The organism is Bradyrhizobium manausense (assembly GCF_001440035.1).
In the GTDB taxonomy this organism is placed as follows: Bacteria; Pseudomonadota; Alphaproteobacteria; order Rhizobiales; family Xanthobacteraceae; genus Bradyrhizobium; species Bradyrhizobium manausense.
On the sequence record NZ_LJYG01000112.1, the window covers coordinates 756,449 to 763,318 of the forward strand.

Consider the following 6,870-nt stretch of genomic DNA (forward strand, 5'->3'; position numbering starts at 1 on the left):
CGAAAATCCGTGGGCACGCTTCGCTTTGCCCACCTTACGGCAGTCTTGCCTCGATCACTTGAACCAGTGCACCAGCGCGATGCTGATGCCGAGCAGCAGCATCAGCGAGAGCGTCACAGCTGCCGTCACCCTGCCACCAACATTGGCGAGCACGCGCACGTCGACCCCGAGGCCAAGGGCCGCCATCGACACCACGGTAAGGAACGTCGTGATCTTCGTCACCGGAGCAACCACCGTACCCGGCACGATCTCCAGCGAGCGCAAGGTCGCGAGCGCAAGGAAGCCGAGGATGAACCACGGGACCAGGCGGAAGAAGCCGACATTGGTCTTCTTGGCGCCGGCCTGCCAGCGCGAAGCGACCAGCGAGAGGCCGACGACCACGGGGCCCAGCATCAGCACGCGCATCAGCTTGACCAGCGTGCCGATCTGCGTGGAGATCAGGCCGGCCGGCACCGTCGCCGCGAGTACTTGCGGCACGGCATAGACGGTTAACCCAGCGAGAATGCCGTACTGCGTGGCGGTGAGCTGGAGCAGCGGGATCAACAGCGGCAGGCCCAGCACCATCACGACGCCGAGAATCGCGGTGAAGGAGATCGAGGATGCGATCTCGTCGCTGCTGGCGCCGATGATCGGCGCGACCGCCGCGATCGCCGAATTGCCGCAGATCGAATTGCCGCAAGCAATCAGGATCGACAGCCGCGTCGATAGCCCGAGCATGCGGCTCAGGCCGAAGGAGACGCAGAGCGCGATCACCACGACTGCAGCGATCGAGGCGAGCAGCGCGATGCCGGAGGCCGCGATGGCGGCAAAGCTGATGGAGGCGCCGAGCAGCATGACCGCGACTTCAAGCAGCTGCTTGGCACTGAAGGCGATGCCGGCCTGCCAGCGCGGCGCCGGCTTCCAGAAGCTGCGCAGGGCCATCCCCAGCAGGATCGCCATCACCAGCGCCTCGATATAAGGGTGCTCGAACACGCCGAGTTCCGCCCGCTCCAGCAGGGCCGAAACACCTGCGACGAGGATGCAAAGGAGAATGCCGGGAATCAGCGCGACGATACGGCTAAAGGCCGTGGTCGGCTTGGCGTCGGCCGGGCTGGATGCTTGATTCTGCGACACAAATCTCTCCCAGAGGAGAAAGATTTATACGCACGGCGCTCGCGTTGGGGAATAAGTTTTCGACATATCAGGGCCGAGGGAAGTTTGATCCCCAGCGTGGAATAACCCGGCTCAAAACAGAGGTCCGTATCAGAAGAGCAGGTCCTTGGCGAGCGAAGCCACGTGGCTGAACCTGTCATAGACGCCCGGCTCGAAGAACGCTGCACGTGCGAGCACGATGCCTGCGACCAGCGTCCAGAACACGGTGGTGCCGGCCCGAAGCAGCAGCTTTGAGGCACGCGATTGCGACTGGCTGTCCGTTGCGGACACCAGCTGCTCGCCGAAGGGCTCAAATCCACTGCGTTCCATGGCCGTCAATCCATCAATTTCTGGATGGAATGTCGTCGTTTCGGCCCAAAACGGCAATGGAAGCGATTGGCGTTTTTGGCCCCTTGAGGGAAAACTCCTTCCGCAGGAACATCCCACGGCAATAGTTTTCTTCTTTCGCCCCATTTGGCACCGCAGCCCGGCCCCCGGAAGCCGGCCGCATGGACGATTCCATCCGGGTCGACTAGCCTGCCGTCGCCCGCAGGTCCGTCGCCGGATCGCCGGAGATCAGAAGAAGACGATGAACATCGAATCTCCCCGCAAGCCCCTCGACCTCGCCTCAGCCATTGCGGAAGGGGACATCCGCTGCCTCCTCATGGTGCTGGTGCACATGACCGGCGACGCCCGCTGGCTCGAGCCTCCTTATCTTCCCAAGCGCGACATCCGTCTCATCCCCGATCCCGAGGCCGGCGTTCCCCGAGAGATCCAGGACGAGATCCGCGCCGCCGTGGTCGAGCTCTTTGCCGACGACACGCCAACACCCGTCATCACCGATCCCGGCGACGAGCTGCTGCTCAAGATGATGCGCGCCTGCCTCGGCGAGAACGTCGCACCGGAATATGCGCCGCTGATGCGGGAGGAGATGGGCTTTGTGTCGCGCGAGGCGCAATGGACCAGGCGGCCATCGGACGAGAAGCTCACAGCGCAGCACGTGCTGATCGTCGGTGCCGGGGTCTGCGCCATCGCGCTCGCCGTGGCGCTTGGCCATCTCGGCATCCCCTACACCATCGTCGAGAAGAACACCGAGCTCGGCGGCACCTGGTGGATCAACCGCTATCCCGGCTGCGGCGTCGACACGCCGAACCACTCCTATTCCTACTCGTTCGGCCCGCGCAATGCCTGGACACGCTATTTCTGCCAGCGCGAGGAGCTGCTCGATTATCTCCTGAAAGTCGCCGATGAATACGGCATCCGCAAGCATCTGCGCGTCAACACGGAGCTGACCTCGTCGCGCTGGGATGAAGGAAAGCGGCGCTGGATCTCGACGCTGAAGACGTGCAATGGCGAAGAAACCTTCGAATCCACCGCGCTCGTCGCGGCCATCGGCCAGCTCAACGATCCCTCCCGCGCGCACTTCAAGGGGGAGGAGAGCTTCGAGGGCACGATCCTTCACTCGGCGTTGTGGTCGGACGACATCAAGCTCGACGGCAAGCATGTTGCCGTGATCGGCACCGGCGCGACATCGATGCAGCTGGTGCCGACGATCGCCGGCCGCGTCGCCTCGGTCACGGTCTATCAGCGCAGCGCGCAATGGGCGCGACCGGTGAAGGGCTATGCCGATCCGATCACCGAGGGCGCGCGCTGGCTGCTCGCGCACCTGCCATTCTATGTGCAATGGTATCGCTTCAACATGTTCTGGCGCTACGGCGATGGCCTGTTGCCGTTCCTGCGCAAGGACCCGGCCTGGCCGCATCCGGAGCGCGCCGTCAACAAGGGCAACGATCGACACCGCCAGGAGCTGACCGACTTCATCCTGTCAGAGCTGAAGGACCGGCCCGACCTGATCGCAAAATGCGTGCCGACCTATCCGCCCTATGGCAAGCGCATCCTGCTCGACAACAGCTGGTTCAAGACATTGACGCGGGACAATGTCGAGCTCATCACCGATACGATCGACCATTTTGACGAGAGTGGCATCGTCACCGCCGACGGCAAGCACCGCCCCGCCGACATCATCGTGGTTGCCACCGGCTTCAAGGTCACCGAGATGGCCGCGCGCCTCAACATCAGCGGCCGCGACGGCAAGGCTTTGCGGCAGGCCTGGGCCAACGACAATCCGACGGCGTTTCTCGGCCTCACCGTGCCCGATTTCCCCAACTTCTTCTGCATGCGCGGGCCCAATTCCGGTCCGGCGCATGGCGGCAGCGTCATCTTCCAGTCGGAATGCCAGAGCCGCTACATCTCAGCTTGCCTCGTCGACATGATCGAGCACGACATCGCCGCGATTGATGTCCGCCAGGATGTGCTCGACGACTACGTCAGCAAGGTCGATGCAGAGCACGAGGCGATGATCTGGACCCATCCGGGCATGAGCACTTACTATCGCAACGCAACCGGCCGCGTTTTCTCGGCGATGCCATGGCGCTTCGTGGACTATTGGCGCATGACGCACGATCCCGACATGCGACAGTACAGGCTGACGAAGGCGTAGGTTCGCGGCTCTACGCCGCGAGCCCGCTTTCCACCGGTGCGAATTCCAGCCCGAGGCTGTCCGCCACCGCCTTGTTGGTGACACGGCCGCGATGCACGTTCAGCCCGTTGCGCAAATGCGGGTTCTCCAGCATTGCGGCAAAGCCCTTGTTCGCCAGCATCAAGCCGAACGGCAATGTCGCATTGTTGAGCGCCTGGCTTGAGGTGACCGGCACCGCGCCCGGCATGTTGGCCACGCAATAATGCACGACGCCATCGACCTCATAGGTCGGCTCCGCATGCGTCGTCGCATGCGAGGTCTCGAAGCAGCCGCCCTGGTCGATCGCAACGTCGACCAGCACCGCGCCCGGGCGCATCGATTTCAGCATCGCGCGCGTGACGAGTTTCGGAGCGCTTGCGCCCGGCACCAGCACCGCGCCGATCACGACGTCGGCGCTGAATACTTCTTCTTCGACGGACTCGATCGTCGAGAAGCGCGTGCGCACACGTCCGGTGAAGAGATCATCAAGCTCGCGCAAGCGCGGAATCGAGCGGTCGATCACGGTGACTTCGGCGCCGAGGCCTGCGGCCATCCGCGCGGCCTGCATTCCCACCACGCCGCCGCCAAGCACGACGACGCGCGCCGGCTGCACGCCCGGCACGCCGCCGAGCAGCAGACCGCGACCGCCGGCCGTCCGCTTGAGCGCGGCGCCGGCGGCCTCGATGGCGAGGCGGCCGGCGACTTCGCTCATCGGCGCGAGCAGGGGGAGGTGGCCGGCCGCGTCGGTGACGGTTTCATAGGCAATCGCTGTGCAGCCGGAAGCGAGCAGGCCCTTGGCTTGCTCCGGATCCGGCGCAAGGTGGAGATAAGTGAACAGGATCTGGCCTTCGCGGAGCTGGGCCCATTCGCCCTTCTGCGGCTCCTTCACCTTCACGATCATCTCGGACTTGGCGAAGATGTCGCTTGCGCTCGCCGCAATGGAGGCCCCTGCCCGCTGGTACACCTCATCGGACGCGCCGATGCCGTTGCCAGCGCCGGTCTCGACCGTCACCTGGTGGCCGGCTGCGACATATTCGCGGACGGCGCCCGGGGTGAGCCCGACGCGATATTCCTGGACCTTGATTTCCTTGGGTACACCGACACGCATCCTGCTGGTCTCCTTTTGCTTCCTCCTGAGATCGTAGCGGCGCAGGAGGTTTGGTTTCGTGCAAATATCCGCTAGCTTTGACCTTCCCGCGCCTGTTTCGGTCGCGGAAGTGCCCTTTCACGCCGGAAACGAAACCTTGGCCCTCGACCGCAAAGACCTCGCGATTCTCGCGGAACTCACGACCAATGCGCGCGCCAGCCATACCGAGCTCGCCAACAAGGTCGGCCTGTCAAGCACAGCGCTGGCGCGACGGCAGAAGGCGCTGGAGGATGACGGCTACATCCAAGCCTACCAGGCCGCGCTCGACCTCGCCCAGTTCGGCCTCACCACGACGGTGTTGGTGCGCATTGCGCTTGAGAGCCAGAGCGACGAGGCCCTGAAGGCCTTCGAGGCGGAGGTGGTGAAGTGTCCTTCCGTCGTGCGCTGCTTCCTGATGTCAGGCACCGACGATTACATCCTGATCGTGCTCGCACGTGACATCCAGGATTTCGAGCGCATCCACCGCACCGAGCTGTCGCGACTGCCGCGCGTGGCGCGGGTGCAATCGAGTTTTGCGTTGCGCGAGGTCGTCAACCGCGCAGTGCCGACCGTGGTGTTCGGCGAGACGAAGCGGTAGCCGGGCCCGCTGCGCTCCGAGGCGACGGCTTTGTCAGCGGCGTCGTCCCTTCATCAAAGAAAGTTGAATTGCAATTTCAACCACACGATTGAGCCGAACAGACCCCATCATCAGACCCAATTGATAGGACGCGATGCGACCAGCGCCCCATGTCACGTAACCATATCATTCCTGGGGTTTTCCATGTTCAAATCCAGCCGCCGTCTTTTCATTCAATCCGTTGCCTTCAGTGCCGGCGCCTTGGGCGCCGGCAAATCCGCGATTGCGGCCCCCGACGGGCATGCGGCGGGCTACGACGTTGCCCCGGCCTCCGAGTACCTGAAGACGATTCCGCGGAAGTCGGGCGATCCCATGGTGTTCACGGCTTCGCTCGACACCGGACCGATCAAGGCCACGTCCGGCGGCTGGGCGCGCGAGATCACCACCCGCGGCCTGCCGCTCGCGACCGGCATCGCCGGCGCACATCTGTTCGTCAATGCCGGCGGTGCCCGGGAGATGCATTGGCACAATTCGGCCGAGTGGGCCTATGTCGTCGACGGCAATTGTCAGGTGACGGCGGTCGACCCGGACGGGCAGCTCGAGGTCGTCAACCTCGGCCCCGGCGATCTCTGGTACTTTCCGAAGGGCCACAGCCACGCCATCCAGACGCTGGGGTCCATCCCCTGTCACGCCATCCTCGCCTTTGACGACGGACTCTATTCCGAGCACGGCACATTCGGCATCAGCGACTGGATGAGCCGCTACGATGCCCCCACTCTGTCGCAGGCGCTCGGCGTTCCCTCCGACATCCTCAGCGCCAATCCGAAAGCGGAAACCTACATCATGCAGGGCGAAATCCTGGCGCTGGACGGACCGCAGGCGAAGGTCGCAAAGCCCCTCGCTCGCGATCGGACGCATCGCTTCCCGCTGATGTCGCAGAAGCCGCGCGTGAACACCGCCGGCGGCCAGCTCTATGTGGCGTCCGCCGGGGAATTCCCAATGTCGAGCACCATGACCGGCATCGTACTCAAGCTGAAGCCGGGCGCGATGCACGAGCCGCACTGGCACGCCGATGCCAATGAGTGGCACTATGTGCTGAAGGGGCGCACGCGCGTGACACTGTTCGCGTTCGACAAGCGCGTCGCCGTCGCGGAGCTTTCGGCCGGGGACTGCGCCTATATCCCGAGCAATTGCGGACACTCGATCCAGAATATCGGTACCGAGGAAGCAGAGGTGGTCGGCGCGCTCGATAGTGGCGCCTACCGCGAAAGCAGCCTGACCGACTGGGTGAGCCAGGCCCCGCGGCACCTTCTCGCCAACAATTTCGGAGTCCCCGAGGCGGCGGTGGCGAGTTTCGGCCGCAAGCGCACGGTCATCGCCGCGGCGGGCTGACTGTCAAGCGCGGCGCCTGCTGTCATCGAACTGCCATCGAATGTGCAGAGTCGTCCGTTAAGAAACCGATTTGAGCGGTGAGCAGTCGCTGGCGGGCGCGATGAGGGTGGTGAGGATCAGGCACCA

General features: G+C 64.1%; 6 protein-coding genes. 3 read left to right on the top strand and 3 right to left on the bottom strand.

Features of this window, described 5'->3' with window-relative positions; genetic code table 11:
* Nucleotides 1-54 precede the first annotated feature (54 nt).
* Together AOQ71_RS40110 and AOQ71_RS40115 are read right to left on the bottom strand one after the other, a co-directional pair.
* Nucleotides 55-1,113, bottom strand: coding sequence for a YeiH family protein (locus AOQ71_RS40110; protein ID WP_057758975.1), 1,059 nt, complete (start codon nucleotides 1,111-1,113; stop codon nucleotides 55-57).
* 129 nt (nucleotides 1,114-1,242) lie between these two features.
* On the bottom strand, nucleotides 1,243-1,461 hold the full coding sequence (locus AOQ71_RS40115) for a hypothetical protein (protein WP_057758977.1): 219 nt from the start codon (nucleotides 1,459-1,461) through the stop codon (nucleotides 1,243-1,245).
* 259 nt (nucleotides 1,462-1,720) lie between these two features.
* Here AOQ71_RS40115 and AOQ71_RS40120 point away from each other — a divergent pair, with 259 nt between their 5' ends.
* On the top strand, nucleotides 1,721-3,631 hold the full coding sequence (locus AOQ71_RS40120; RefSeq protein ID WP_057758979.1) for a flavin-containing monooxygenase: 1,911 nt from the start codon (nucleotides 1,721-1,723) through the stop codon (nucleotides 3,629-3,631).
* A gap of 10 nt (nucleotides 3,632-3,641) precedes the next feature.
* Here the strand turns inward: AOQ71_RS40120 and ald are convergent, their stop codons facing one another.
* Nucleotides 3,642-4,757 carry an alanine dehydrogenase gene (ald, locus tag AOQ71_RS40125; protein WP_057758981.1) on the bottom strand — a complete coding sequence of 372 codons (1,116 nt, stop codon included), beginning with the start codon at nucleotides 4,755-4,757 and terminating at the stop codon, nucleotides 3,642-3,644.
* 136 nt (nucleotides 4,758-4,893) lie between these two features.
* On the opposite strand from ald, the gene AOQ71_RS40130 reads away from it, so the two are divergent.
* On the top strand, nucleotides 4,894-5,373 hold the full coding sequence (locus AOQ71_RS40130) for an Lrp/AsnC family transcriptional regulator (protein WP_057759127.1): 480 nt from the start codon (nucleotides 4,894-4,896) through the stop codon (nucleotides 5,371-5,373).
* A 183-nt stretch (nucleotides 5,374-5,556) separates the two neighbouring features.
* Nucleotides 5,557-6,744: a cupin domain-containing protein gene (locus tag AOQ71_RS40135; protein ID WP_057758983.1), complete on the top strand. Its 1,188-nt coding sequence runs from the start codon at nucleotides 5,557-5,559 to the stop codon at nucleotides 6,742-6,744.
* Nucleotides 6,745-6,870: the final 126 nt, after the last annotated feature.